Origin of the sequence: Nocardioides sp. S5, assembly GCF_017310035.1 — a bacterium.
Classification (GTDB): Bacteria; Actinomycetota; Actinomycetes; order Propionibacteriales; family Nocardioidaceae; genus Nocardioides.
In genome coordinates this window covers 3,934,593-3,957,319 of sequence record NZ_CP022296.1, presented here as the reverse complement: position 1 = coordinate 3,957,319, position 22,727 = coordinate 3,934,593, and the positions used below count along the sequence as shown (strand labels likewise).

Sequence of the window (22,727 nt, the reverse complement as noted above, 5' to 3'; positions counted from 1 at the left end):
TCAGCTGCCGCGCTGCCCGCGCCGGCTCGGAATGGCGATGACGCCCTCGGGCACCGGCGGCAGGCCCACGGCGGTGCACAGCAGCTCGCCCCAGGCCTCGACGTGGGCGGTCATGTCGAGCGCGTCGTCCTCGCCGACGTCGGGCGTCCACGAGGCGCGGATCTCGACCTGCGCGGTGCTGGACTCATCAGCCATGCCGCCGAAGCTCTCGGTGTTGACGCAGGTGACCGTGCCGGACGCGGCGTGATAGCCGGCGCCGTGCGCCTCGAGGGCCTCGGTCAGCCACGACCAGCCGACCGCAGCCAGCATCGGGTCGGCCCCGAGCTCGGGGTCGAGGTCGGCGCGGGCGTAGGCCACGCAGCGGTAGGTGCCGTCCCAGGCGTCGTTGCCGGCCGGGTCGTGCAGCAGGATCAGCCGGCCCGTCCCGAGGTCCTCGTCGTCGACGGTGACGTCGGCGCTCAGCGCGGACGACCACGGCGCGATGCGCTGCGGCGCCGGCATCTCCTCGCAGAACACCTCGGGGCGCAGCGAAGCCCGACGCATGGTCTCCACCGCCGCGCGGAACTCCGCGGGTCCAGCCGCGGCAGCACTGCTCGGGTGGGTCTCGTGACGGGCCACCATGGGGCCAGAGTAGGCCAGTCCCGGCGTCTGCCGATGTGCCGCCACGCCGCCTGACCTGCGAAGATTCCCGGGTGACCGTCGCCGCTCCCGCTCCCCACCCCGGACTGTCCGAGAGCCCGTTCCTGCGGGCCGCACGCGGGGAGCAGCCCTCCCACACGCCGGTGTGGTTCATGCGGCAGGCGGGGCGCTCGCTGCCGGAGTACCTCAAGGTCCGCGAGGGCATCGGCATGCTCGAGTCCTGCATGGACGCCGACCTCGTCACCGAGATCACCCTCCAGCCCGTGCGCCGCTACGGCGTCGACGCCGCGATCTTCTTCTCCGACATCGTGCTGCCGCTCAAGGCGGTCGGGGTCGACCTCGACATCAAGCCGGGCGTGGGTCCGGTCGTCGCATCCCCGGTGCGCACCCTCGCCGACGTCGAGGCGATCCCCGACCTCACGCCCGAGCACGTGCCCTTCATCTCGCAGGCCGTGCGCCAGCTGACCGGCGAGCTCGGCGCGACACCGCTCATCGGCTTCGCCGGCGCCCCCTTCACCGTCGCGTCCTACCTCGTCGAGGGCGGTCCGTCGAAGGAGCACGCGAAGACGAAGGCGATGATGTTCGGTGCTCCCGACGTGTGGGACGCGCTGATGCGCAAGATCGCGGGCATCGCCGCGGCCTACCTCCGCATCCAGGTGGAGGCCGGTGCCTCCGCGGTGCAGCTCTTCGACTCCTGGGCCGGTGCGCTCACCCCGGCCGACTACCGCGCCTCCGTCATGCCCCACTCCGAGCGGGTGCTGGCGGCGGCCGGTGAGCTCGGCGTGCCGCGGATCCACTTCGGGGTCGGCACCACCAACCTCCTCGGCCTGATGGGAGAGGCCGGCGCCGACGTCGTGGGCGTCGACTGGCGTACGCCGCTGGAGCAGGCGATCCCGCTCGTGGGGGGCCGGGTGGTGCAGGGCAACCTCGACCCGACGCTGGTGTTCGCACCCACCGAGGTGATGACCGCACGTGCGGCCGAGATCATCGAGGCCGGGCGTGCGGCGAAGGGCCACATCTTCAACCTCGGCCACGGCGTGATCCCCTCGACCGACCCCGACCAGCTGAAGCGACTCACGGAGTTCGTGCACGCCCACTGATCGAGGTCACCCGGTCGAGGTCACCGGCCTCAGTCCGGCGCGACGACCTTCTTCGCCGTCCTGGTCGCAGCCGCCTTCGCGGCGGCGCGCGACGTACGCGTCGTGGTGGTGACCCGGGGCACCTGGGGTTCCTCCGGGGGAGCCGGCGGGGCTGCCGACGGCTCCGCGGGCGGGGTCGCGGGGGCGGCCTTCTTCGCGGCCCGCTTCCGGGGCGCCCGCTTCTTCACCGGCGTCTCCTCCGCCAGCTGCTCCGGCGTCGTCGCCGCTGCGGTGGCGGAGGTCTTCGCAGACGTCTTCGCAGACGTCTTCGCAGACGCCTTGGCGGGTGCCTTCGCGGACGTCTTGGCCTTGCCCTTGACCCGCACGAGCATCGCCCCGCCCTCGGTGGTCGTCTCGAGGTAGGGCTGGGCGGCGAGGAGGCCCTGGAGGCCGCGGTGCTCGTAGTTGCGGGGGTCCAGCGAGGGGTGTGTCCGATTGAGGTGCTTGCCGATCGCGCCGGGCGCCGCCCAGCCGTCGTCGCCGCCCACCGCGTTGACGGCCTTGGTCAGCGCGCTCTGGAGGTTGATCTCCGGGACCTGGTCGAGCTCCTCGGTCGAGGTCTCGGCGTCGTCGGACCCGGTCGCCGAGGCCGGGTCGCCGAGCGACTCGAGCCGGATGAAGCGGTCGCAGGCGTTCTGCAACGACGCCGGGGTCTTCTTCTCGCCGAGGCCGTAGACGACCTTGCCGGACTCGCGCAGCCGCAGCGCCAGGCTGGTGAAGTCGCTGTCGCTGGTGACGAGGGCGAAAGCCTCCACGTTGCCGGCGTAGAGCAGGTCCATCGCGTCGATGATCATCGCCGAGTCGGTGGAGTTCTTGCCACGGGTGAAGGCGCCCTGGTGCATGCCGCGGATCGCGCGGAGGTTGAGCTCGTTGCCCCAGCCCTTGAGGCGGTCCGAGGACCAGTCGCCGTAGGCGCGCTTGATCGTCGGGTTGCCGAACTTCGCGACCTCGTCGAGCAGCGCCTCGGCGTAGGAGTAGGAGGTGTTGTCGGCGTCGATCAGCACGGCGATCCGGTCGGAGCTCACGTTGGGGTCCACGGGCCGCAGCCTAGGTGCACCGGGCGCCTAGTCTTGTCACGTGCGCGACGTGGTGGTCATCGGTGGGGGAGTCGCGGGACTCGTCGCCGCCCGCGACCTCGCCGCGTCCGGGCGCGACGTGCTGCTCGTGGAGGGCTCCCCGGTGCTCGGCGGCAAGCTCCGCAGCGCGGAGGTCGCCGGCCTCACCGTCGACGTGGGCGCGGAGGCGATGCTCGCGCGGCGCCCCGAGGGCCTCGCTCTCGCCGCCGGCCTGGGGGCCGAGCTCGTCCACCCGACCACGGCGAGCTCCGCCGTCTGGTCCCGCGGCGCGCTCCGGGCGATGCCGCGCTCGCTCATGGGCGTGCCGTTCGACCTCGACCAGCTGGCCGAGAGCGGGGTGCTCAGCCCCGAGGGACTGGCCCGCACGAGCCGGGAGTCGGACACGCCCGTCGCCGACGACATGTCCGTGGGCGACCTGGTCGCCGCGCGCCTGGGCGACGAGCTCGTCGACCGGCTCGTCGAGCCCTTGCTCGGCGGGGTGTACGCCGGTCACGCCCGCCGCATCTCGGCCGCCGCCGCGGTGCCCCAGCTCCTCGCGATGGCACGACGCGGCAGCCTGCTCGAGCAGGCCGCTGCCGTGCCGACCTCGACCGCACCGGTCTTCGCGTCGCTGCCCGGCGGGATGGGCCGCCTGCCCGGCCTGCTCGTGCAGGACGGTGGCTTCGAGGTGCGCACCTCGGCGACGGTGCGCGCCCTCGCGCGTACGGCATCGGGCTGGGCGCTCACCGTCGGACCCACCACCCGCCCCGAGACCGTCGAGGCGACCGAGGTCGTGCTCGCCACACCCCCGGCGCCCGCGGCCCGTCTGCTCGCCGACGTCGCGCCCGACGCCTCCGCCGCGCTGGCCGGGATCGGGACCGCGAGCGTCGCGGTCGTCACGCTGGTGCTCCGCGCCCAGGACCTGCCGGACGCGCTCTTCGAGCGCTCGGGCTTCCTCGTCCCTCCGCTGGAGCGGGCCACCATCAAGGCCTCGACCTTCTCCTTCGCCAAGTGGGCGTGGGTGCGCGACCTCGGGGGCCCCGACCTGGTCGTGCTGCGCACCTCGCTCGGGCGCCACGGCGAGGAGACGACGCTCCAGGCCGACGACGAGGGACTGGTCCGCGTCTCGCTGGCCGACCTCACCGCCCTGGCGGGCCTCACCGCACGGCCGGTCGACACCCACGTGCAGCGGTGGGGTGGCGCGCTCCCGCAGTACGCCGTCGGCCACCTCGCGCAGGTGGCGCGGATCCGCGCCGACGTGGCGCGCCAGCCCGGGCTCGCGGTCTGCGGGGCGGCGTACGACGGGGTGGGCATCCCGGCGGTGATCGGCTCGGCCCGCCGGGCTGTGGCCTCGGTCACCGGGGCAGAATGAAGCCATGGCCAACGACCCGACCGCAGAGAAGACCAACGCCGCCCGCACCCGGGAGCTCAACGACACCATCCGCTACACCATGTGGTCGGTCTTCAGGCTCCGCGACGTCCTCGGCGACGCCGACCGCGACGCGGAGGCGGCCGACGTCGAGGCGCTCTTCGAGGTGCTGGCCGAGCAGGACGTGAAGGTCCGGGGCCTCTACGACGTCAGCGGACTGCGCGCCGACGCCGACCTGATGGTCTGGTGGCACGCCGAGGACTCCGAGCAGCTCCAGGCCGCCTACAACGCCTTCCGCCGCACCGCCTTCGGCCGCCGGCTCGACCCGGTGTGGTCGCAGATGGCGCTGCACCGCCCGGCCGAGTTCAACAAGTCGCACATCCCGGCCTTCCTCGCCGACGAGGAGCCGCGCGCCCACATCTGCGTGTACCCCTTCGTGCGGTCCTACGAGTGGTACCTCCTCGAGGACGCCGAGCGCCGCGCGATGCTCGCCGAGCACGGCCAGATGGCCCGCGGCTACGCCGACGTGCGCGCCAACACCGTCGCGTCCTTCGCCCTCGGTGACTACGAGTGGATGCTGGCCTTCGAGGCCGACGAGCTGCACCGCATCGTCGACCTGATGCGCGACCTGCGTGCCTCGACCGCGCGCCGCCACGTGCGCGAGGAGGTGCCGTTCTACACCGGCGCCCGGGTCTCGCCGGCCGAGCTCCTCGCCCGCCTGCCCTGAGCCGGCCTGCCCGGTGTGGAACGCGCCAGCAGGCCGGTGCGTCACACCACCATGACCCTCCGACACGTCATCGCAGCCCTGGCCCTGACCGTCCCGCTCGCCGCGTGCTCCACGGAGGAGGAGATGAAGGCGGTGGACCCCGCCGACGCGGGCGGCACGTCAGCCGCGTCCTCGGGTGACGAGCCCGCGCGCGACATCGTCCCCGTCCCCGTCCCGGACGGCGAGGTCCGCACCAACGGCCTCGTCACCGTGCTCGACGACGGCGACGGTCCCGAGATGTGCCTGGGTGCCGTCGCGGAGTCCTACCCGCCCCAGTGCGGCGGACCGGCGCTCGCGGACTTCGACTTCGGCGACGTCGGCGCGGAGCAGGCTGCTGGCGTGACGTGGGGCTCCTACGCCCTCACCGGCACCTTCGACGGCACCACCTTCGCCGTCACCGACGCGATCCCGGCGGCGCTCTACGACGTGGTGGCCGAACCCGAGGCCGGCGGGCTGGAGCCCGCCTGCGACACGCCGGTGACCACCGACACCACCAAGGCGACGCCGCAGGACATGGACGCCACGCTCGCGGCGGCCTCCGCGCTGCCGACGTACGCCACCGCGTGGATGAGCGGCGGCACGATCAACGTCGCCGTCACCGAGGACGCCGCCGGCGCCGAGGCCGAGCTGCGCAGGACGTGGGGCGGGATGCTCTGCGTGACCACCGTCGAGCGCACCGAGGCCGACCTCAACCGGGTCAACCAGGAGCTCCAGGCCGCGCTCGGCGACGCCCTGCTGACCAGCGGCTCCTACGCCCCCGACTCCCTCGACGCCCAGGTCGTCTTCGACGACGGGTCGATCCAGGCGTGGGCGGACGAGACGTACGGCGAGGGCCTGGTGGAGGTCACCTCCGCGCTGCAGCCGGTCGGGGGCTGAGCCGGACCCCTCCCGGCGCGGTATCTGGGGACATTCTGGTGGGTGTTCCGGCTGGATCGCCTACCGGTTCGTCCCCAGATACCTCACTTCTCGTTGAGCGTGATGCTGATCGAGTTGATGCAGTAGCGGTCGCCGGTCGGGGTGCCGAAGCCGTCGGGGAAGACGTGGCCGAGGTGCGAGCCGCACTTCGCGCAGCGGACCTCGACGCGCTTCATGCCGTGCGAGGTGTCCTCGATGTACTCCACGGTGTCGGTCATCGGCTGGTAGAAGCTCGGCCAGCCGCAGCCGGAGTGGAACTTGGTGTCGCTGGTGAACAGCTCCGAGCCGCACGCCTTGCACGAGTAGGTGCCCTCGGTCTCGGTGTCGTTGTACTCGCCGGTGAAGGCGCGCTCGGTGCCGGCCTGGCGGAGCACGGCGTACTCCTCGGGGCTGAGCTCCTCGCGCCACTGCTCATCGGTCTTCTGCACGTCGTAGGCCATGCCCCCGAGTTTACGGCGGCACACCAGCGGACGGCCCGGCTAGGGTCGTGACATGGCGAAGACGTCGGAGACCCACGTCCAGGCGGGGGAGCGCGAGGTGCGGATCTCCTCGCCGGACCGGGTGATCTACGAGGCGACCGACCACACGCCCGCGGTGACCAAGCTCATGGTGGCGGAGTACTTCACCAGCGTCGAGGAGGGCCTGATGCGGGCCCTGCGGGACCGCCCGACGGCGCTCGAGCGCTGGACCTCGGGGGTGCGCCCGGGCATGAAGCTCGCCACCGGACCGCAGGACCGCAACGCCGACGCGTTCTACCAGAAGCGGGTGCCCAAGGGGGCTCCCGACTACCTCGAGTCCGTCGAGATCACCTTTCCCTCGGGGCGCACCGCCGAGGAGATCTGCCCGACCGAGATCGCGGTGCCCGTGTGGTGCGCGCAGATGGGCACGCTGACCTTCCACCCGTGGCCGGTCCGGCGCCCCGACGTGGACCACCCCGACGAGCTGCGCATCGACCTCGACCCCCAGCCCGGCACGTCCTTCGCCGACGCCGTACGCGTGGCGGGCGTGGCGCGCGAGCTGCTGGCGGACCTCGGCATGACCGGCTTCGCGAAGACCTCGGGCAACCGCGGGATCCACGTCTACGTCCGCATCGAGCCGAGGTGGGGGTTCGCCGAGGTGCGGCACGCCGCCATCGCCTTCGGCCGCGAGCTGGAGAAGCGCGACTACGGCGTCACGACCGCGTGGTGGAAGGAGGAGCGCGGGGAGCGGATCTTCGTCGACTTCAACCAGAACACCCGCGACCGCACCATCGCCTCGGCCTACTCGCTGCGCCCCCTGCCCGGGGCGCCCGTCTCGACGCCGCTGGCGTGGGACGACCTCGCCGACCTCACCGACCCGCACGACCTCAACCTGTTCTCGGTGCCGTCGCGCCTCGCCGTCGACGGCGACCCGTGGGCCACCATCGACGACGTGCACCACTCGCTCCAGCCGTTGCTGGACCTGTGGGAGGAGCACCCGGTCGAGCTCAACTACCCGCCCGACCACCCGAAGATGCCGGGCGAACCGCCGCGGGTGCAGCCCAGCAAGAAGGTCGCCGAGCACTGGGACGCCGAGGGCAACCGCGTCGAGGGGACCTGAGCTCCTGCCGGTTCCTCAGCCGTCGCTGCGTACGACCGGCACGAGCGCGAGCCCGGGCGCGACCTCGCGATAGGTGTCCGCCACCTCGAAGGCACCGCCGCACTCGTCCACGGACCCGAGGCCGGCGGCCACCCAGGTCGGCATGACGACGGCGGCCTCGTCGCGCCCGACGGCCGCCTCGCACTGCAGGCGGAGCATGTCGAGGGCGATGGCGAGGTAGCCCGGGTGGTTCGTCACGAGCACGCTCGGCACGCCCGTGGTGAGCTCGACGAGGGAGGGTGAGGAGAGCACCTGGCCCAGTCGGCCCTGCTCGTCGAGCTCGCGCACGTCGGTGTTGGCCGGGTCGGCCAGGGCGGACGCCACCGCACCCAGGTCGTACGCCCAGGGCTGGACTCCCGCGCCTGCCCGGACCCGGTCGAGCGACGCGGACGGGGTGGGCGCGCCGCCCAGCGAACCGGCGACCGCGCCGAGCGCGAGCAGCGCCAGGACCAGCGAGCCGCTGACCGCGGGAGTGGGCCGGATCGTGCGACTGAGCAGGCCCGCTGCCACGTGGAGCACCACCGGGACGAGGGCGGCGCAGACCAGGCCGACCTGCACGGCGTAGCCGAAGAGCAGCTGCGAGGGCATCGAGCGGCCCATGTAGTAGGGCAGGGTCAGCAGCGACCAGCCCCCGCACAGCAGCAGCGCCAGGCCCCGTGTGCGCCAGGCCGGGTCGTCGCGACGGCGCACGACGAGCAGCGCCCCGACGGCGGTGGCCGCGGCGAAGGACGCGACCACGCCGACGTGGTTGCCGAAGGCGTCCATCGCGACGTTGCCGTAGCCGAGGGTGCCGAACATCTGCGAGAAGAGGAGCAGCCGCGACCACTCAGCGCCGCCGGCGAGAGCGGTCGCGAGGGCGTACGCCACGAACGGCAGCACCACGCCCAGGAGGCCGGCCGCGGCGGCGAGGCCGCGCTCGCGCCACGTCGGGAGCAGCAGGAGGATCGCGCCGCCGGCGGCGGCCACGACGGCGAACCCGTGGTCGGGGTTGTTGAGCGCCGCGGTGCCCGCCAGCGCGCCGACGAGGGCCGTACGCCGGACGAGGGCCGCGGTGCCGACGACGGGACGCCGGGCGAAGAGCAGCAGCGTCACCACGATCGTCAGCACCGGCAGCACGGTGCGCAGCGGCACGGCGGCGAGGTAGGAGGCGGGATAGTAGCCGCCGGCGGTGGCGAAGACCACCGGCGCCGTCACGACGAGGAGCACGACCGGCACGACCCGGCGACCACCCGTGATCGCCCCGACCAGCACCGTGCCGGCGAGGCAGAGGACCTGGAGCAGCAGCACCCAGCCGAGCGTGATCGCGAGCGCGTCGCCCGGCCAGGTGCGCAGCAGCGGCGCGACGGGATAGCCCAGCAGGTTGACGTACTGGGGGAAGTAGCCGACGAGCGGCAGCTGCCCCACCGCCGGTGCCATCAGCTCGTCGAGGGTGTAGGCCGCGTGGTAGGGCTCGACGACGCTGGTCGGCGTCTGGACGAGCGCGGGGACGAGGAAGGCCAGCGACACCAGCACGAGGACCGCCGAGCCCGCCCACCGCAGCCATGCCGGGCCGGCGAGCAGGACCCCCAGCGCCGCGAGCACGACGACCGTCCCGGCAGCCAGCTCCCACAGGTGCAGCCGTGGCGTCCACGGCTCGAGGCCGGCGGCCGGCTGCGCGGCCCACAGCGCCGCGGCGACCGCGACGCCGACGGCGGCGACCGCGGCGACCGACTCCGCGGCGATGCGGGCCGGGCCGCGCGGGATGCGGGGCACGGCCCACACGACGAGCGCCACGACGGCGGCCGCGGTGAGCCACCAGGCCACCAGCGCGACCCGGTCGCGCGGCTCGTGGAGCGTGGAGGACAGGTGCGCCTCGAAGATCTCGCCGCCGGCGTCCGCGACCCGCGGCTCCGGCCCGAGGCCGACCACGACGAGCGTGACCAGCGCCTGCAGCAGCACGGCGAGCGGCGCTGCCCAGGCCAGGTCGGCGAGCCGTCGGCGGGGACGGCCCTCCTCGGATGTGGTCATCGCGCGGACTTCTCCCACGGCGCCGCGATGGGGAAGTAGTCCCGGAGGAACTCCATGAGCAGCCCGTCGGCGCGCTCCTCGTCGAAGGCCGCGACGAGGTTGTCGGCGACGCAGAAGAAGTCGCGATCGCGCTTGAGCATCTGCCTCAGCTGGACCGGCAGCTGCTGGTGGCCGAGGTCGACGTAGCCGTGGTGCGCGCCCGCACGGAACGCCTGCCCGGTGATCAGGCCGTAGCTCTGCGCGAAGGACGACAGCAGGGACAGGTCGCTCGCGGAGCGGAACGGCGCGTCGGTGGTGCGCGCCACCTCCTCGGGGAAGCGGTCCGCGATCTCCTCCAGCGTCGTACGCCGCTGCGGGTGCGGGCTGTGCATCATCGTGTGGGTCAGCGTCACGCCGAAGGCGTCGGCCAGCACGCGGCGGTTGTTCTGCGCCGCCGAGAGATAGGGGCGGTCGTCGGTGCCGGGCAGCCCGACGGCGCGGTGGTCGGCGACGAAGGCGGCGTACTGCCCACCAGGGGTGAAGAAGTGCTCCGGGCGTCGCGGCCGGCCGAGGAACACGTCGTCGTTGACGTAGACGAAGTGGTCGGTGAGGTCGGGCACGGCGTGCAGCCGGGTCTCGATGGCGTGCGAGCTGAAGGTCGGCAGCGCGGACGCCGGGAGGATGTCGCGGTGGTCGACCATCGCGATCGCCGGGTGCGAGGTGTCGAGCCAGTCCGGCACCTGCCCGGCGGTGACCAGGTGGATGCGGCGCACCCACGGCGCGAAGAGGTGGATGCTGCGCATCGAGTAGCGCAGCTCGTCGCGGCTGCGATAGCGCGAGGCGCCACCTGCGCGCGCGCTCGGCGTGCCGCCGAGACCGGTGATGCGGGCGTCGCGGGCGGCCAGCCAGTCCTCGTCGTCGCCGTCGACCCAGGTGTAGACGACGTCGACGTCGAAGCGGACGTCGTCCACGGTCGGCAGCGCCATCACCTCGAGCGTCGGCACCGCGAGGCCCTCCACCTCGATGGTGGTGCGGGGCGTGCCCGCGGGCACCCGGTCGCCGAAGCGGTTCATCGACGGGGCGAGGAGGTCGCCGTCGGGCGACTCCTCCCAGAACTGCACGCCGACCTCGGCGCCCTCGGTGAGCAGCCCGCCGTGCCCGCCGCGCATCGGCCACGGCTCCAGGAAGAGCGAGGCGGTGCGGGTGCGGGCCAGGTCGTCGGTCATCGCCGCGACCGTGCCGCGGCGCTCGTGCCAGCCGCGCTCGGCCGGGTCGCGCACCGAGAGCCAGTCGGGCACCGAACCGGCGGCCAGCGCGGCGAGGAAGGCCTGCCGGCGCGAGGACGGCACGACGACCACGGGGTGCGGGTCGAGCCCGCGCGCGGGCAGCACGAACCACCCGTCCCCGGTGGTCGCGGCTGCGGAGGTGAGAGCGGTGAGCGCCGTCGTACGCGCCTCGCCGGGCGTGACGCCGGCGGCGCCGGCGGTCTCGGGCAGGTCGCCGAGCGGGCCGGGACGCAGGCCGTGCAGGACCCGGCGCGGGGCCAGCGGGTCGGCCCGGCGGGCGGTCGCACGACGGAACACCTCGACCCACTCGCGGGCGAGCGTCGGGCCGTCCCATCGCTGCGAACGGACCAGCGCGGCCTCGCCGAGGCGGGTGCGCAGGTCGTCGTCGGTGGCGATGCGCAGCATCGCGGCGGCGAGCGCCGCCTTGGAGGCCGGTGGGACGAGGAGACCGTCCACTTCGTGGGTGATGATCTCGCGCGGGCCGGACGGGCAGTCGTACGACACCGCCGGCACGCCGGCCGACATCGCTTCCTGGAGCACGAGGGGGTAGCCCTCGCCCCGCGAGGCGAGCACGGCCACGCTGGTGCGGGCCCACTCGGACGCCAGGTCGTCGGTGGAGCCGGGCAGCTCCACGCGGTCCTCGAGGCCGAGCTTGCGGACCTGGGCGGCGAGGTTGTCGGCGCGGGGTCCGTCGCCCCAGATCCGCAGGGTCCAGCCGGGGACCTGCTCGTGGATGCGCCAGAACGCGTCGACGACGTGCTCGAACTGCTTCTCCGGCGCGAGCCGCCCGGCGGTGACGAAGGTCTTCTGGTCCAGCGGCGAGCGCGGCTGCGGGTGCGCCGGCAGCGGGTTGGGCACCACGATCAGCTCGGGCGCGGCACCACCGAGGCGACCGGCCAGCCAGCGCGACATCGACTCGGTCAGCGACACCACGATGTCGGCGCGCGGCGCGAACTCCAGCAGGGCGTCCATGTCGTTGACCCGGCTCGAGGAGGCGCGGTGCTCCTGGTGGACCAGCGCGACGTCGGCGGGGGCGAGCTGCGCCACCACGGCGAGGAGCTCGGGGGTGGTGGTGACGAGCACGTCGGCGTCGACCGCGGCGAGCGCCTCGCGCATCGTGGCGTCGGTGAGACCGTTGTAGAGGGCGTCCCAGCTGCGCGGCACGATCACCGACTCGCGCTGCCCCAGCTCCTCGGGGTGGCTGCCGGAGACCGCGACGGGCCGCTCTCCGCGTACGTCGACGAGGTAGTGGACCTCGACGCCGTCGGCGAGCGGGTAGTGGGTCGAGGCTCCACTGCGGGTCACGCTCAGGATGCGGACCCGGTGGCCCTCGCCGAGGCCGGCGAGGGCGTTGGCCTGCTCGATGCCCGAGCGCGCGGTGCCGCCCATGCCGTCGGCGTTGAAGAGGACGAGGACGACGTCGAGCGGGCCGTCGCGGCGCGCGCGGCGCACCGCGGCGCGCACCTTCCCGCCGAGCCGGTCGGTGAGTGCCACGTGTCGTCGGTCCTGTCCGGTGGAGGTGTCGCAGGGCGGGTCGGGACGATCCTAGGAGACGCGAGCGTCACGGATAGGGTGACCCGCATGCCGACGTCCCCCGCCCAGCCAGACGAGAAGCCGGGCACCCCGCTGGTCCTGGTCTCCGGTTCCGGCCGCAGTGGCACCAGCTCCCTGGCTGGTGCGCTGAAGCGGCTCGGCCTGCACGTGCCTCAGCCCGAGGTGGAGGCGTCGGAGACCAACCCGCGCGGGTTCTACGAGCCGCAGTGGGTCATCGACTTCCACAAGCGCCACCTCAAGGAGCTCGCGCTCTTCAACATCGACAGCCGTCCCGCGGCCGTCGACCTCGTGGCCCGTCACGTCGAGTCGGGCGTGCCCACCGCGGAGCTCCACGAGTGGCTGTCGGGACAGCTGGAGGCGGACCAGGTCGTGGTCAAGGACCCGCACGCCTTCTGGTTCGCCCAGGTCTGGGAGCAGGTCACCGCCGAGCTCGACGTCGACCTGCGCTGGCTCACCGCGCTGCGTCACCCCGCCGAGGTGGTCGGCTCGCGCGACATCGCCTACCTCTCCAGCCAGTCCGACGACCTGCGGCTCACCAAGGAGACGTCCAACGTCGCCGGCTGGGTGCACGCCGCGCTGCTCACCGAGCAGGCCGGCCGCGGCTCGAGGCGCTCCTTCGTCCGCTACACCGACCTGCTCGCCGACTGGCGCTCCGCGCTCACCCCTGTGCAGCAGCAGCTCGACCTGGCCTTCAACACCGACCTCGCCGCACCTCCCTCCGAGCGCGAGCACCACCCGGTGGACGACTTCATCGAGCCCTCGATGCGCAAGTCGCAGCTCACCTGGGACGACGTCCGCACCCCCGACTGGCTGCGCGAGATGGCCGAGGGTGTCTGGGAGCTGCTCGGCGTGCTCACCCAGGACCCCCACGACACCGACACGATGCGCGCGCTCGACCGGGTCCACGAGGACTACGACGCCCGCTACGCCGAGGCCGTCGCGCTCACCTTCGACCACACGCGTGCCGAGTCGACGCTCGCCGCGCGCGAGGCCCGCGACGCCCAGCGCGCGACCCTGCAGCAGCTGCGCCGCGACCTCGACGCCGCGCGCCGGGGCGGCACGGCCGAGGCCCCCGCCGTCGGCGGGCGCGAGGCGGCGGCGATCCTGCGCCGGGCCGTCGTACGTCGTGTGACGCGGCGCTGAGGGTGTGCTCTCGGGATCCCCGGCTGACCGGGGATCCCTCAGGTTGTCGGCCTCTGCACGGCCCGACAACGTAGGGGAGAGCCTGACAACCTCGCAGCCGTGGCCCTGGTGCCCCTCTCCGGCGCCTACACCCCGGTGACGCCCTCGCCCGAGCCGGAGGACTGCTCGTCGAAGTTCTCGTGCTCGATGAGGTGCAGGACCGGTACGCCGAGCTTGCGCCGCGCGCGCGAGGTCCAGTCGACGTGGAAGAACTCGGCGACCACGTGGGGCCGGGTGAGGATGATCGCCTCGCGGGCGTCGACCGCCGTGACCATCGCGGCGAGCGCATCGACGGGCGGCTCGGAGGTGACCTTGCCGTGCGCGGTGCCGCCGGCGGCGGCCATCGCGGCGAGGGTCTGGCGCAGCTCGGCGGTCGAGCTCTCCTCGCACTCGCGGCGCAGCGCCTCGATGTCGACGTCGCTCATCGCGAGCGCGGGGGCGGCCATCAGGTCGCCGGCGCCGAGCGTGCCGAGAGAGGCCTCGACCCGCGCCGCGGCGTCCTCGAGAGGGATCAGGACGTGGTAGACGACCGGGTCCTCGATCTCGGCGTGCAACGAGCGCACCTGCTCGGCGTCCGCCGCGGTGAGGGCCTGCTCGACGAGCAGCACCACGTCGTAGGTGCCCTGCCCGTCGTGGATGGACTCGCCGCCCGGTCGTTCGGGGGTGGTGTGCTCGCTCATCGGGTGCCTCCGTGGTCGGTGCTGAGGATGCGGGTGAGGTCGTAGCCGGCCGGCTCGTCGAGCTGACCGTAGCCGCAGGTCTCGGGGTCGCGGTCGGTGCGCCAGCGTTTGAAGTGCGCGGTGTGGCGGAAGCGCCGACCCTCCATGTGGTCGTACTTCACCTCCAGCACCCGCTCGGGTCGCAGCGCGGTGAACCCGAGGTCCTTGCCGGCACTCCAGCGGCTCTGGGTGCCCGGGACGCGGTCGGGGCTGGCGGTGAGGAACTCCTGCCAGCGTCCCCACGGGTGGTCGGCGATGTCGCACACCAGCGGCTGGAGCTCCTGCCACAGCTCGGCACGCCGCGCGGCGGTGAAGCTGGCGGAGACGCCGATGTGCTGGAGCTCGCCGCTGTCGTCGTAGAGGCCGAGCAGCAGCGAGCCGATCAACGGCTGCTCGGGGGTCGACGTCTTGTGCTCGCGGTAGCCGGCGAGCACCACGTCGGCGGTGCGCTCGTGCTTGATCTTGAGCATGGTGCGCTTGTTGGGCTCGTAGGCCGCGCCGAGCGGCTTGGCGACGACGCCGTCGAGCCCGGCGCCCTCGAACTCCTCGAACCACCGCTCGGCCTCGGCCGGGTCCTCGGTGGTGCGGGTCAGGAAGCACGGGCCGGTGCCGTCGAGGTGGCCGAGCGCCTCGACCAGGGCCGTACGCCGCTCCGCGAAGGGCCGCTCGACGAAGGACTCGTCCCCGAGCGCCAGGAGGTCGAAGGCGACGAAGCCGGCCGGCGTCTCTGCGGCCAGCCTGTCGACGCGGCTCGTCGCGGGGTGGATCCGCTCCTGCAGCGTCTCGAACTCCAGGCGCCACCCGTCAGGCCCCTGCAACCCGACGAAGATCTCCCCGTCGAGCACGATGCGGTCGGGCAGCTGCTCGCGGCAGGCCGCGACGACCTCGGGGAAGTAGCGCGTCAGCGGCTTGGTGTTGCGGCTGGCGAGCTCGACCTCGTCGCCGTCCTTGAAGACCAGGCAGCGGAACCCGTCCCACTTGGGTTCTATTTGTACGTATCGAACCATCGAGAGCATGTTCTCCAAGGTGACCGACTTGGCCAGCATTGGCTGGATCGGCGGCATCACTGGGAGGTCCATGAGGGCCACAGTATGAGGCCAAGGAACCGCGCGGAAGGCGAAGCAATATTCAAGGACGCCGGGGGTCTGCTCCAGAGCGTCTGCCAGTTGCGTACGCGGGATGAGTGCCCAGCCCCAGATCGTCGGCCAAGACAACAGCCTCGTCGCAAGGGCCGCCTCCCGCGCACGCGACTGACTACGGCACCCGGAGGATCCGAACCGGGTCTGCTCGCATAGCGGCGGCAGCAGGTACGACCGCAGCCACTATTGCCGACAACACAACGAGTATCGCAACGCCGATCGAGAAACCTAGGGGCGGGTTCGAGCCATCAAGAAGATGGACGGTCAGGTATCCGAAGCCCACTCCGAGCGCCGCACCTGTTCCGCTGCATACGATGACTTGGGCGAAGACCACGGTGGCAAGGTCGCCCCTACTGGCGCCTAGCGCACGCTGACGACCATAATCTCGACGACGGCTGGCAACCGCCCCGAACTGCGTCACGCTCGTCAACACCATGCCGAGTGCGAGGGTTAGCAACATCAGACGTCGAGCGTTCCCGCCGAGTTCGCCCGCGATCACCTTCCGTATGTCGGCGAGCGCATCGGGGCCATGGACAGTGAGCTCACGTGGGGTGGTAACTGTCAGCACGCCGGGCACGACCCTGCTCGCGGTACCGACATCGGTTACGTGGTTGACCACGGCCACCAAGGTGCGAACGGGTGCTTGCCTTCCGGCGCGAGCTGAGACAAGCGCAGAGTCATTGAGGGATGCCAGCGGTGCCACCGCGTCGAAAACGCCGACAACGGAGATCAGGCGACCTTCCTCTGTGAGGAGGGCTCCCGCGCCATCCGAGAGCCCCAGATCATCGGCGGCACCAACTCCCACAAGAGCCTCGCCCTCTCTTGGTGACCGTCCGGCGACCAGACGGAGCACTGGGGGAAGCGCGGAGTAGGATGCGCGGGACGGGACCAACTTCCCTGCCGCCCCCAGTCGAGCGTTCCGTACATCAGAAGTTGGCCCGAAAGCCGCGGTCCATTCAACAAGTCCGGTCTTCTCGACCGCATCAAGGCGAGGTGCCGTCAGACCGGCCTTGCCCGTCGTGTCCGTGAATATCACCGTTCTGGATTCGATGCGGTCCAACTGGCCCAGCACCCGATCCTCCGATGCGGACGCCTGACCGGTGGTGGCTAGCACCGCTACGCAGACGCCAAGGGACAACAGGATCGAGACTACGGATGCGACGGGCTGGGCGACAGCGGTTCGAAGCCCAGCGAGGATAAGACGACGAGCGGGAGGTTGCGTTTGCGAACTGTTCACGTCGCAACCTTCAGCCGCAGTACCTCATCCGCCCTTGCTGCCAGCGCTTCATCATGAGTGGCGACAATCACCGTGGCTTGTAGACGTCTAGCCGAGTTCTGCAGCGCGTTCCAGACGACTTCGCTTGAGGCTCTGTCCAGGTTGCCTGTTGGCTCGTCGGCCAGCACGATCCCGGGGCGCTTGACCAGCGCGCGACATAGGGCAACTCGCTGCGCCTGACCGCCGGAGATCTCGCCTGGCCTGTGAGTCGCACGACGATCGACTCCGAACTCGGCGAGCAACTTCAGTGCATCTTCGCTCGACGCTGCAGTCGGCGAGAACAATGCGCCCTCGAGCACGTTCGCCATGACGCTACGTGATGGGTCGAGTACCGCATCTTGGAAGACGAACCCAATTCGACCACCGCGGATCCTTGAGCGCTGCACATCGGGAAGTGCTGAGACCTCCTCGTGGTCGATCATGACAACTCCAGACGTCGGTCGCAGCATCAATCCGAGAACGTAAAGCAACGTCGACTTGCCGCATCCGGACGGTCCCGTGATCGCGGTCAGATGACCGGATCTGAACTCGTGGTTCACGTCACGCAGGACCGGCGGCATGCTTGGCTTGTACGCGTACGACAGTCCTACTACCGAAACGCTCACGCGTCGCCGCCGAATAGCAGGACCCGAGCGCCGACGTCCAGGCCCGTGACGACACTCCATCCTCCGTCGGTTGCCTGTACCGCGACTGGGACCTGATTTCCTACTTCGGTTACGACGAACGTTCCGCCGCTTGAATCTGTTCGCAACGCAGCAGCGGGCACGATCGGGCCGCGCGTGTGGGGGACGACGACAAGCTGGACTGGAAACTGGCTGATGCCGGTCGTATCCACTGCGTCGCAGTTTGGTGCACAGATCGGCGCCCCACCGCGCCCTGACAGGTGCAGCACCAGTTGTCCATCCCCTATCTGCTCAGCGGATGCGACTTTGCCTCGCCACACGTGTCCATCAGCTTTGACACGGACTTTCGCGTCGAGCGGGACGAGGTCCCTCTGCGCTTCTGCCAATTTCACGTCGAACTGTGGCGCCGAAGACAGATACTGAACCGTGACCCCGTTCGTCGAAACTTCAGTTCCAACCCGGACTTCCGGGTCGACGACGACCCGGGCTGGCAGCGGACCTGGGACGAAGATCAGGTCTCCCTGCTGCACTCGACCGTCCGCCGTTACGCCGACGTCGCGCTGCCACGCAAGGACGGCTGCCCGAGTGGCGGAGTCGAATGAGCCTGACGGCGTCAGGCCGTAGAAGCCTTGCCGGTTCAAGAACGCTTGCAGTTGGGCGACGACCTGGCCGTTCGAGCCCGCGTCCAGATCAGCGTAGAGAGGGATCCGGCCTTGGGCGACGAATACGGGGCGCTCGTTCACGTCGAACAGGCGTGCACCTTCAGCAACAGGATTGTCGCCCCGAACCAGTATCTGTGTGACGACACCTTGCGTCCCGCCGCGCCCAGCAAGGTTCCGTTCCCACCCGGCAGATGCCACGAACGAGAGCTGCCGGCTTAGTGTCCCTTGCGTCACCGAGTAGACCGGCGGGGCGCTCGTTGGAGTGTCGATCTCCGGGGTCGCTAGCGTGGCGCGTCCCGCCCAGAATCCGACTGCACCGACCCCAACCACGACAAGGGCCATGGCAAGAAGGCGCGCGGATGGGATCAGACGTCGATAGCCCCGCATCACTCGAACAGGATGCCAGCAGGGGGCTCCTGGGGACATGCCTGTTCCAGCTCGGCGATCCTTTCCGGGGCCTGATCGAGGTCGACGTCGCTCCACGGAGTCCAGTACTCGCCTGATGCGAAAGATTCCACGAACGTGTCCTCGGACGGAGGCTCGGAGATGGACTCGCCTTCGTCGACCAGACACGTGCGCTGATCGAGGAGGAAGGAGTAGAAGGCTGCAACCTGTGACTCGTTGGGCGCCGCAACCGGAGGGAGTGGATCACTCTTCGTAGCGCAGCTGCGCATGTCTTGCGACCACCCGCCGAGCTGGCTCTTGGGAATCTGACTCGCTGGCTGGACACCTATTTGGCCACCGCCCGCATCGAAAGTCTCGGCGTCCCAACCGCGATCTCGCAAGCATTGCTTGAGCCGACGGGCGAATGCATTCTGATCCAAGAGCCGTTCCGAGGACTCTCCGTTGGAACTCTCCGTCGAGGAAGACCCGGGCTCTGCGGGCGGGTCGCTCACTGAGGAGTCAACTGTCAACGCACGATCAGCGTCGTCGCCATCACTGGTGCAACCACCAGTGATGGCGACGATCACGAGTAGACCGAGACAACCGAGAAGTCGCATCTAGTGTGCGCCAGAATGTGTGCTTCGCGTGCGATTGTCGATCAGCTTCACCACGGCAGCTGGGTGCACGCGGCGAACGTCGCGTTGTAGTCGATTCCTTCGCTCGACAGCACGTCCCACTTGCCGTCGTTGGGGTACGACTCGAAGGTGGTCTTGGTCGTCAGGGCGCTAAAGGTTCCGATGTACCGATCGCCCTCGGCGGGCGGCTTGACGTTCATTTGAACCCCCAAGTGTTGAGCTTCGTCCGGCCCGATGCCGTCCTAGCTTGAGAGGACACTAGAAGTCAAGTTGCCACGCAGTCAACGATTGCCGTCAGGATCGTCCTTACCAAAATGAGTGGACTAGTCCATCGGCCGGCGCTTCGGCCAAGTTGGGCAGCCCACGGCGCGTGGTCGTGGGTCGCAGCGACGCGTCGCCTATCCGATCAGAGTGAGATTCTCGGCGTGTCGGAATCCCTCGTCGCAGGTGCCGCAGCCTCGCTGCTCGATGGCACGGAGAAGCTATGACCGAGAGTCCGCATCGCCTGCGGCTTGAACCGTTCAACCGCGGACTTGCGATCTCCCGCCTTCTCCCGTTGACGGTGCACGTGTCGACGGCGCCCCTGGGGGCGGGACCGAACAGAACGGTTCCTTCATGATCCTGAGCAGCAACGCCGCGACCCGGGATACGACAGGTATCCCAGTCAGCGCCAAGACCGTGCAGTGACACCTGATCGAGCTGAACAGGCTCGACGTGAAGCAGTCCGCAGCCGAGTAGAAACCCTCTGACAGCCCGACGTCTTCGGTCCGGATCCGCTTCACTGCACCATCTCCAGGTCACGATCACGCGATGACGACGAGTGACGAGTCCCAGATCCGCTCTCCCTGAACGCTGTCGAAGACCTTCAAAACCGAGCGGCACGCATGCTACGAAGGTTCGTAGATCGGTCCGCCCGCTTGGGCGGGCCGAGCGTCGTTTCAGGGGACGTTGACGAACAGTGACGGGCGGTGACGAGGCCATCATGCACGGCGGAGTGAAGTTCTACCGCGGCTCGGCCGCCGCTGCCCGGTCTTACCTGGAGGCTGACCACTCTCGTGCCGATGACTACTACCTCGCTGAGGGTTCCGGCCTGGCCGAGCACCATATGGGGACGGTCGGCGGCGACGACACGGTGAGGTTGGAGCGTCGCCCGGACCTCGAAGGCGACGGCTATGAGCGCTGGGTCGCTGGCTACGACGTGACCACGGGTTCGGCGAAGGGTCGGCTGCGAGATGACGAGCATGCTCTGCGGTTCGTCGAGGTCGTCGTGAACGGGCCCAAGACATGGTCATTGGCGGCCGCACTACATCCCGATATCGCGGAGTGGTACGACGCCGCCCAGTCCCGCGCGGCGAGCGAGATCATCGGCTGGGTCGCAGCGCACGCGACCACGCGCGTGGGTCCGCGGGGCCGGCAGGCCCAAGTCCCGGTGGAGAAGATCGAAGCCGCCGTTGTCCGGCACTACACCTCCCGTGCCGGTGACCCGCACCGCCACCTGCATCTCCAGATCAACGCCCGCGTCTTCGCCGCCGGTGCCTGGCGCGGCCTGCACTCGGTCGGAGTCAGGGACTCAATCGAGGCCATCAATGGCATCGGTCACGCCGCGATCATGTGCGACCCTGAGTTCCGGGCAGCGCTAGCGGCTCGTGGTTACACCCTCGACGACGCCGGTGACATCCGCGAACTGGGCCCGTTCGCGGGACCCTTCAGCGAGCGCGCGACCCAGATCGCTCGCAACGTCGACCGCTACGAAGCCGAATGGCGCGCCGCCCATCCCGGCCAGGAGCCTGGGCCGAAACTGCGCCGATCGTGGGACCGCCGCGCGTGGGCCGACTCCCGACCCGACAAGGTCGTACCCGCCTCGGGTGCCGAGCTGGTCGCGCGGTGGAACGAGGAGCTGCACGACCTCGGCTTCCGCCAGCCTTGTCAGGTGGCGGGTGTTCGGTCGACTCCGATCGGCGCCATCGATCGCGATGTCGCGGTCGAGGTGATCTTGTCCCGGCTCGGGGCGAAGCGGTCGGCGTGGAACGCCGCCGACATCCGCGGCGAGACCGAGAAGCTGATCGCCTCGATGGGGATCGTCGCCGAGCGCGCGGCACGCACCGAGATGACCGAGGACATCACTGCCCGCGCCGTCGAGCTCTGTCGTCCCCTTCTGGCCCGGGGCGATGTCCCTGATCACATCCGCGCGCTCACCTCCGAGAGGGTGCTCCAGGTTGAGGCCGACCTCAACCATCGCCTCGCGATCCGGGCCGAGCAACCCGTGACGCCAGCTCGGCGGGCCCGGATCCCCAACCGCCTCGTCGACCGGCTCGACGCCGACCAGCGCCGTGCCGTTGCTGCGCTGGCCGGGCACGCCGGCCTCCTCGTGATCGAGGGCGCCGCCGGGACCGGTAAGACCACCACCCTCGCCGCAGCCCGTGCCGCACTCGATGCCCAAGACCGGCGGCTGGTCGTGGTCACCCCAACCCTCAAGGCCGCGCAGACCGCCCGGCGGCAGGTCGGGACTGACGCGTTCTCCGCAGCCTGGCTGGCCCACCAGCACGGCTACCTATGGGACGAGGACGGCCGCTGGACCTGCCACCCCACCCCACGGCAGCAGATCCCCGCCGAAGCCCGACTACTGCCCGGTGACGTACTCCTCGTCGACGAGGCCGGGATGCTCGACCAGGACACGGCCCGCGCACTCCTCGCGATCGCCGACCACGCCGGTGCCGAGGTGGTGTTCCTCGGCGACCGCCACCAGCTCCCGGCCGTGGGACGTGGAGGAGTACTCGACCTCGCCGCCCGCTGGGCACCCGAACAAGCCCGGCTCGAGCTCGCTGCTGTGCACCGGTTCACCGACCCCGTCTACGCCGGGCTCAGCCTTCTCATGCGCGTCGGTGAGCAAAGTGGTGAGGTGTTCGACCGGCTCGTCGAACGGGGACAGATCGTCCTCCATCCCACCGAGGTCGAACGCACGGCCGCCCTCGCGAGCGCCAACGGTCTCGTCATCGCCGACACCCGCGACCAGGTCGCTGCGCTCAACGCCGTCGTTCGCGACCACCACGCCACTGGCGCAAGCGCTGGTGAGCGGGCTGGTGAGCGGTTTGCTGAGCCGGTCACGCGTGCTGGTGAGCGGATCGGGCTCGGGGACCGAGTCGCGACGCGTCGCAACGACCGCCACCTCGGGGTCGCGAACCGCGAGACCTGGACCGTGGCCCGCATCGGCGAGGACGGCAGCCTGCTGGTGGCCGGGCGGGTCGGGCAACGACTCCTGCCCGCCGACTACGTCCGCGATCACGTCGAACTGGCCTACGCCACCACCGTCCACGGCGCCCAAGGCGAGACCGTCGACCACGCGCACTTCGTCTTCGGCGAAACCACCGGCGCAGCGGCGACCTACGTCGCCATGACCCGCGGCCGGAGCACCAACACCGCGCATCTGGTCGCCAAGGACTTCGACTCGGCCCGCAAGCAATGGGTCGAGGTCTTCAGCCGCGACCGCGCCGACCTCGGCCCGGCCCACGCCGCCCAGACCGCGGCCGAGGACATCGAGCGTTACGGACCCCGTGCCCCCGCGCGTGCCCCAGGGCGCGGCACCTCGCTGCAGGCAGGAGCACTCCAGCAGCCACCACGACGGCCCCGCCCACCCGAACCCCCGCCCGTCGGTGCTCCCACCCCTGGCCCCGGGCACGGCATCGGGTTCTGACAACACCGGTCGCCATCACGCTCGCGACGTCGGTGGCCACGAGATTCCTCGGGCGTCAGGTGTCCGATCCGGGCGATTGCCGGTTGCTGT

The 22,727-nt window shown here is 70.9% G+C and carries 19 protein-coding genes; 7 read left to right on the top strand and 12 right to left on the bottom strand.

Going from position 1 to position 22,727, the window contains the following annotated elements; translation table 11 throughout:
- Positions 1–621, bottom strand: coding sequence for a DUF3000 domain-containing protein (locus CFI00_RS19550; RefSeq protein ID WP_207082642.1), 621 nt, complete (start codon positions 619–621; stop codon positions 1–3).
- Positions 622–692: 71 nt separating this feature from the next.
- Here CFI00_RS19550 and hemE point away from each other — a divergent pair, with 71 nt between their 5' ends.
- Entirely contained in the window at positions 693–1,739 is a 1,047-nt protein-coding gene (gene hemE / locus CFI00_RS19545; protein ID WP_242532515.1) for a uroporphyrinogen decarboxylase, read from the top strand.
- Positions 1,740–1,768: 29 nt separating this feature from the next.
- Here the strand turns inward: hemE and CFI00_RS19540 are convergent, their stop codons facing one another.
- Positions 1,769–2,815, bottom strand: coding sequence for an NYN domain-containing protein (locus CFI00_RS19540; RefSeq protein ID WP_207082641.1), 1,047 nt, complete (start codon positions 2,813–2,815; stop codon positions 1,769–1,771).
- A gap of 40 nt (positions 2,816–2,855) precedes the next feature.
- On the opposite strand from CFI00_RS19540, the gene hemG reads away from it, so the two are divergent.
- Genes hemG through CFI00_RS19525 form a run of 3 tightly spaced genes read left to right on the top strand, consistent with a single transcriptional unit; the run spans position 2,856 to position 5,844 of the window.
- Positions 2,856–4,205 (top strand): protoporphyrinogen oxidase, encoded by a 1,350-nt coding sequence (gene hemG, locus CFI00_RS19535; protein ID WP_207082640.1) that lies wholly within the window; start codon positions 2,856–2,858, stop codon positions 4,203–4,205.
- A 4-nt stretch (positions 4,206–4,209) separates the two neighbouring features.
- Complete coding sequence (hemQ, locus tag CFI00_RS19530; protein WP_207082639.1) at positions 4,210–4,929, top strand: hydrogen peroxide-dependent heme synthase; 720 nt, start codon at positions 4,210–4,212, stop codon at positions 4,927–4,929.
- A gap of 51 nt (positions 4,930–4,980) precedes the next feature.
- The gene (locus CFI00_RS19525; protein ID WP_207082638.1) at positions 4,981–5,844 is read left to right on the top strand and encodes a hypothetical protein; all 864 of its coding nucleotides are present in this window, start codon (positions 4,981–4,983) and stop codon (positions 5,842–5,844) included.
- Positions 5,845–5,927: 83 nt separating this feature from the next.
- Here CFI00_RS19525 and msrB read toward each other — a convergent pair whose 3' ends face one another.
- Positions 5,928–6,323, bottom strand: coding sequence for a peptide-methionine (R)-S-oxide reductase MsrB (gene msrB, locus CFI00_RS19520; protein ID WP_207082637.1), 396 nt, complete (start codon positions 6,321–6,323; stop codon positions 5,928–5,930).
- Positions 6,324–6,375: 52 nt separating this feature from the next.
- Between msrB and CFI00_RS19515 the strand changes: the two genes are divergently transcribed.
- Complete coding sequence (locus tag CFI00_RS19515) at positions 6,376–7,461, top strand: DNA polymerase domain-containing protein (protein ID WP_207082636.1); 1,086 nt, start codon at positions 6,376–6,378, stop codon at positions 7,459–7,461.
- Positions 7,462–7,476: 15 nt separating this feature from the next.
- Here the strand turns inward: CFI00_RS19515 and CFI00_RS19510 are convergent, their stop codons facing one another.
- Positions 7,477–9,507 (bottom strand): hypothetical protein, encoded by a 2,031-nt coding sequence (locus tag CFI00_RS19510; protein ID WP_207082635.1) that lies wholly within the window; start codon positions 9,505–9,507, stop codon positions 7,477–7,479.
- Positions 9,504–12,266 (bottom strand): stealth conserved region 3 domain-containing protein, encoded by a 2,763-nt coding sequence (locus tag CFI00_RS19505; protein WP_207082634.1) that lies wholly within the window; start codon positions 12,264–12,266, stop codon positions 9,504–9,506. Before CFI00_RS19505 ends, CFI00_RS19510 begins: the two co-directional genes overlap by 4 nt.
- Positions 12,267–12,353: 87 nt before the next feature.
- Between CFI00_RS19505 and CFI00_RS19500 the strand changes: the two genes are divergently transcribed.
- Complete coding sequence (locus CFI00_RS19500) at positions 12,354–13,469, top strand: sulfotransferase family protein (RefSeq protein ID WP_207082633.1); 1,116 nt, start codon at positions 12,354–12,356, stop codon at positions 13,467–13,469.
- Positions 13,470–13,594: 125 nt separating this feature from the next.
- On the opposite strand, the gene CFI00_RS19495 is transcribed toward CFI00_RS19500, so the two are convergent.
- The 7 genes from CFI00_RS19495 to CFI00_RS19465 form a co-directional block, all read right to left on the bottom strand.
- The gene (locus tag CFI00_RS19495) at positions 13,595–14,188 is read right to left on the bottom strand and encodes a hypothetical protein (protein ID WP_207082632.1); all 594 of its coding nucleotides are present in this window, start codon (positions 14,186–14,188) and stop codon (positions 13,595–13,597) included.
- The gene (locus CFI00_RS19490; protein WP_207082631.1) at positions 14,185–15,306 is read right to left on the bottom strand and encodes an ATP-dependent DNA ligase; all 1,122 of its coding nucleotides are present in this window, start codon (positions 15,304–15,306) and stop codon (positions 14,185–14,187) included. The genes CFI00_RS19495 and CFI00_RS19490 overlap by 4 nt, the downstream gene beginning before the upstream one ends.
- 175 nt (positions 15,307–15,481) lie before the next feature.
- Positions 15,482–16,438, bottom strand: coding sequence for an FtsX-like permease family protein (locus tag CFI00_RS19485; protein ID WP_207082630.1), 957 nt, complete (start codon positions 16,436–16,438; stop codon positions 15,482–15,484).
- Between the two features lie 161 nt (positions 16,439–16,599).
- Complete coding sequence (locus CFI00_RS19480) at positions 16,600–17,202, bottom strand: ABC transporter ATP-binding protein (RefSeq protein WP_207082629.1); 603 nt, start codon at positions 17,200–17,202, stop codon at positions 16,600–16,602.
- A 41-nt stretch (positions 17,203–17,243) separates the two neighbouring features.
- On the bottom strand, positions 17,244–18,314 hold the full coding sequence (locus CFI00_RS19475) for a peptidoglycan-binding domain-containing protein (protein ID WP_242532913.1): 1,071 nt from the start codon (positions 18,312–18,314) through the stop codon (positions 17,244–17,246).
- Complete coding sequence (locus CFI00_RS19470; RefSeq protein ID WP_207082627.1) at positions 18,314–18,898, bottom strand: hypothetical protein; 585 nt, start codon at positions 18,896–18,898, stop codon at positions 18,314–18,316. Before CFI00_RS19470 ends, CFI00_RS19475 begins: the two co-directional genes overlap by 1 nt.
- 77 nt (positions 18,899–18,975) lie before the next feature.
- Positions 18,976–19,146, bottom strand: a complete 171-nt coding sequence (locus tag CFI00_RS19465; protein ID WP_207082626.1) for a hypothetical protein — start codon at positions 19,144–19,146, stop codon at positions 18,976–18,978.
- Positions 19,147–19,928: 782 nt separating this feature from the next.
- On the opposite strand from CFI00_RS19465, the gene mobF reads away from it, so the two are divergent.
- Positions 19,929–22,637 carry a MobF family relaxase gene (gene mobF / locus CFI00_RS19460; RefSeq protein ID WP_207082625.1) on the top strand — a complete coding sequence of 903 codons (2,709 nt, stop codon included), beginning with the start codon at positions 19,929–19,931 and terminating at the stop codon, positions 22,635–22,637.
- Positions 22,638–22,727 lie beyond the last annotated feature (90 nt).

Coding starts and splice junctions, on each gene's coding strand:
- CFI00_RS19550 (WP_207082642.1), bottom strand. CDS start 621: ATGGTGGCCCGTCACGAGACCCACCCGAGCAGTGCTGCCGCGGCTGGA.
- hemQ (WP_207082639.1), top strand. CDS start 4,210: ATGGCCAACGACCCGACCGCAGAGAAGACCAACGCCGCCCGCACCCGG.
- CFI00_RS19525 (WP_207082638.1), top strand. CDS start 4,981: ATGACCCTCCGACACGTCATCGCAGCCCTGGCCCTGACCGTCCCGCTC.
- msrB (WP_207082637.1), bottom strand. CDS start 6,323: ATGGCCTACGACGTGCAGAAGACCGATGAGCAGTGGCGCGAGGAGCTC.
- CFI00_RS19515 (WP_207082636.1), top strand. CDS start 6,376: ATGGCGAAGACGTCGGAGACCCACGTCCAGGCGGGGGAGCGCGAGGTG.
- CFI00_RS19510 (WP_207082635.1), bottom strand. CDS start 9,507: ATGACCACATCCGAGGAGGGCCGTCCCCGCCGACGGCTCGCCGACCTG.
- CFI00_RS19500 (WP_207082633.1), top strand. CDS start 12,354: ATGCCGACGTCCCCCGCCCAGCCAGACGAGAAGCCGGGCACCCCGCTG.
- CFI00_RS19495 (WP_207082632.1), bottom strand. CDS start 14,188: ATGAGCGAGCACACCACCCCCGAACGACCGGGCGGCGAGTCCATCCAC.
- CFI00_RS19490 (WP_207082631.1), bottom strand. CDS start 15,306: ATGGACCTCCCAGTGATGCCGCCGATCCAGCCAATGCTGGCCAAGTCG.
- CFI00_RS19480 (WP_207082629.1), bottom strand. CDS start 17,202: ATGCCGCCGGTCCTGCGTGACGTGAACCACGAGTTCAGATCCGGTCAT.
- CFI00_RS19475 (WP_242532913.1), bottom strand. CDS start 18,314: ATGCGGGGCTATCGACGTCTGATCCCATCCGCGCGCCTTCTTGCCATG.
- CFI00_RS19465 (WP_207082626.1), bottom strand. CDS start 19,146: ATGAACGTCAAGCCGCCCGCCGAGGGCGATCGGTACATCGGAACCTTT.
- mobF (WP_207082625.1), top strand. CDS start 19,929: ATGCACGGCGGAGTGAAGTTCTACCGCGGCTCGGCCGCCGCTGCCCGG.